Genomic DNA, 3,417 nt, shown 5'->3' with positions numbered 1-3,417 from the left:
CATCGTTGATGGCGGAGCGGGCGGTAAGGAACAGTACCGGGGTCTGTTTGTCGGTCTGCCGGATGCGGCGCACCATTTCAAAGCCGTCCATGCGGGGCATCATCACGTCTGCCACCAGCACGTCGGGGCGGAGGTCGAAGAACTTGCGCAATCCCTCTTCACCGTCTGCTGCGGTGTGGATGATGAAGTTCTGTCCTTCCAATGTGTCCTTGATAATCATGGCGAGGGTCTGTTCGTCCTCAACCAGAAGTACGGTTATCTTTTCCATAATTGTCGCTTTTGTTACAAGTAATGTAAAGCTCCTTAACAAGTAATGTAAAGTACCCTAACAAATAATGTTATCATATCCTTATCGTAAAGGTACTTCCTTTTCCCAACTCACTCTTTACCGATACGCTGCCACCATGCTTCTCTATCATGGTCTTCACATAGAACAATCCCAGCCCATAGCCTTTCACATCGTGCAGATTACCCGTGGGTACGCGGTAGAATTTGTCGAAGATGTGCTTCTGCTTCTCGGGAGCAATACCGATACCGTGGTCGCTGACAGAGATTTCGGTCTGTTCATTCTGCCCTTCGACGGTTACCTTGCGGCAATGGATGGTCACTTCGGCTTCTCCATGCGAATATTTGATGGCGTTGTCTATCAGGTTGCTGATGATGTTGCTGAAATGCGTACGGTCGGCAAGTACGCTCAAATCTTCCGGTTCGATGTCCACCGATATGTGGACGGAGCTTTCCGCTTTCAGCTTGTGTTGTTCGATGAGCGTTTCCAGAATATCACGTATTGCAAACTCCTCCGGGTGCAGGCGGAAAGTCCTGCGGCGTTCCATACTCATGGAAAGTATCTGTTCAACCAGTCCACTGAGGCGCTGAAGCTGTTCCTGGCAGATACGCAGGTATTTGTCGCGTTGGGCCTTTTCCTCCGCTTGGTTGAAGTTGAGCAGAGCGTCGTTGGCGGCATATGCTACGGCGATGGGGGTTTTCAGTTCGTGGGTGATGTTGTTGGTGAAATCGCTCTTCATCTCTTCCAGTGTCTTCTGTTTCAGGATGGTGCGTATCAGGAACCAGAAGGAGAAAGCGAGTACGATCAGAATAACGAATGATGTGGTGAGAATGCCCGACATCTGTCGCAAGACCAACGTGCCGGCCGGTTCCATGATGAGACGGTAGCTTTGACTTGTATTGATGTCGAAAGAATAATTATATTCCACGGCTTTTGAGGTAGGCACATAGCCGGGGGTACCGATGTTTACCAATGTATCTATATAGAGAATGGTAGAGTCCCATTTGCTGCCTTTGTGAAGATGTAGCAGCCTATGGGGAAGATTGATGTTACGGTCATGCAGGAATGAAGTCAGCAGGCTGTCATAAAGCAGTACGTCGGGGTCGGAAATGATGTCCAGTCCCGAATGCAGTCCGCGCTGGAAGTAGGTGGCGAGTTCCAGCATACTGTTTTGGTCGCGCAAAATCACATCCAGTCCCCCTTTGGCACTCAATGCGGATTGGGGAGAGCTGTCTGAGTCCCTGACACTGACTTCCACGCGGGTTGAATCGTTCGGGTGGGTCACGTAAACACTGTCTCCTTTGGGCATGAAGGTTTCGTGCAGGGTGGTGTTGTCCAAAGAATCTTCACGGGAGATGGTGGTACTGCTACGGACAAATGATTTTCCGTCATCGCTGTATCCGGCTGATACGCTGACTTCACCGTGGTTTATGTCGTCCTGCTTCATTTTATCCACGCGTATCATCATTTCGTTATAGTCGCTCATGCGCATGGCTTCGGTGATGTCCCTTTCCATTTCACTGTGCATGGTATGGTAGAGCCCCGTCAGCCAGTAGGCTTGGTAGGCGAAGATGCCGGCCAGGGAGACGATGACAAGTATGGCAATATATTTGAATGGCAGTTTCATGTTTGTTTCCGGTTACTTTTATACATACAAAGGTAAGATTAATATTGTGAACCCTATCATCCGATAAGACTAAATAACACTCCCGATAACACTGGATAACACTTGGTAAGCCGCTGATAACACAAGTTTCTGCTGATTCTGCCGTACTTTGCAGACGAAGATTTGCAGAAGAAGAATATAAACATAAATAAAAAGAAGAACATGAAACGATTCTATTTACTCCCTATTGTATGCTGTGCTTTGAGCATCAGCCTTTCGGCACAAGAGAACAACGGTACTGCAACCACCTCCGGTGCGGACGACAACCGCATCCTCAGCGCCGACAGCCTTATCACGACCGATGCCCGTCTGGACAGTCTTTATCAGACCTTGCCGGAAGTGATGATTACCGGTGAACGTCCCATCGTTAAGGCAGCGCAAGGCAAGCTGGTGTACGACCTGCCCCGCCTTATCCAGAACCTCCCCGTAGACAATGCCTACGATGCCGTGAAAGAGCTTCCTGGCGTCATCGAGATGAATGGAGGGCTGCAGTTGGCAGGTCAGGGAGTCACCGTTATCCTGGACGGCAAAGTAACCACCCTCAGCACAGAGCAGCTCTATTCCTTGCTGCGCAGCATCCCTGCCAGCCGCATAGAGAAGGCAGAAGTGATGTACAACGCCCCTGCACGCTACCAGGTGCGTGGCGCACTTATCAATATCACCTTGAAACAATCGGCAGGCGGCCCCGGCTCCTGGCAAGGCGAACTCTATGCCAAGTATCGCCAGAAGCATAACGAAGGCTTTGAGGAACGCGCCAGCCTGCTCTTCAGCAAAAATAAATTCTCAGCAGATTTTCTTTACTCGCACAGCCATGGCCGGGGCTACTCTACTACCGACAAAGAGGCTGTGCACACTCTGGCAGACGGCTCGGTTCACCCCATGACAACAGATGAGGTGGGCCGTGGCCGCAGCCATACCCATAGCTTCCGGGTAGGGGCGGACTATAATATCGCCAAGAACCATCAGCTGAGTTTCGTCTATAACGGTGGCTATTCCACCTCCCACAACTGGAAGGGCGTGACGGGCACGCAGGTGTCCACAACTCATGGCAATAGCACCGACTGGCTGCACAACGGCCGTCTGGACTATCGTACCCCTTTTGGCCTCAAAGCCGGTGCCGAACTGACCTACTACCGTTTCCCGTCCGACCAGTTGCTGCATAGCCGCATGCAGGACGAGGAACTTGACTTCTACACCGAAGATTGCCAACGCATCAACCGATGGAAATTCTTTCTGGCCCAGGAGCACAGTCTGGGAAAAGGTTGGGATTTGAATTACGGAGCCATCTATACTACCAGCATCGACAACAGCTACCAATATTATTATGACCCCGACACCGGTGGACAACTGACCTCATCGGATGCCTTGAGCAATATGAAGTCCCGCCGCCGCGAGCAGACCTGGAATATCTATGCAGGTTTCAGCAAGAGTTTCGGCGACAAACTTGCTTTGGACGCTTCTCTGG

The 3,417-nt window shown here is 51.0% G+C and carries 2 protein-coding genes and 1 pseudogene; 1 reads left to right on the top strand and 2 read right to left on the bottom strand.

All coding sequences use genetic code 11. The features are described 5' to 3' along the window. Both ABUA47_RS14120 and ABUA47_RS14115 read right to left on the bottom strand, forming a co-directional pair. Nucleotides 1–268, bottom strand: a 268-nt coding sequence (locus ABUA47_RS14120) for a response regulator (protein ID WP_349831695.1), incomplete at its 3' end; no start/stop codon positions are given. Between the two features lie 73 nt (nucleotides 269–341). Beyond that, nucleotides 342–1,913 carry a HAMP domain-containing sensor histidine kinase gene (locus tag ABUA47_RS14115; RefSeq protein WP_347774624.1) on the bottom strand — a complete coding sequence of 524 codons (1,572 nt, stop codon included), beginning with the start codon at nucleotides 1,911–1,913 and terminating at the stop codon, nucleotides 342–344. 201 nt (nucleotides 1,914–2,114) lie between these two features. Here ABUA47_RS14115 and ABUA47_RS14110 point away from each other — a divergent pair. After that, nucleotides 2,115–3,417, top strand: a pseudogene (locus ABUA47_RS14110) (signal protein); the annotation flags it as partial.

This window comes from Bacteroides sp. RTP31139st1_H2_RTP31139_211217 (genome assembly GCF_040227615.1).
Taxonomy (GTDB): domain Bacteria; phylum Bacteroidota; class Bacteroidia; order Bacteroidales; family Bacteroidaceae; genus Bacteroides; species Bacteroides uniformis.
Note: the sequence above shows the minus strand (reverse complement) of the source record. Positions and strands in the feature narration are given on the sequence as shown.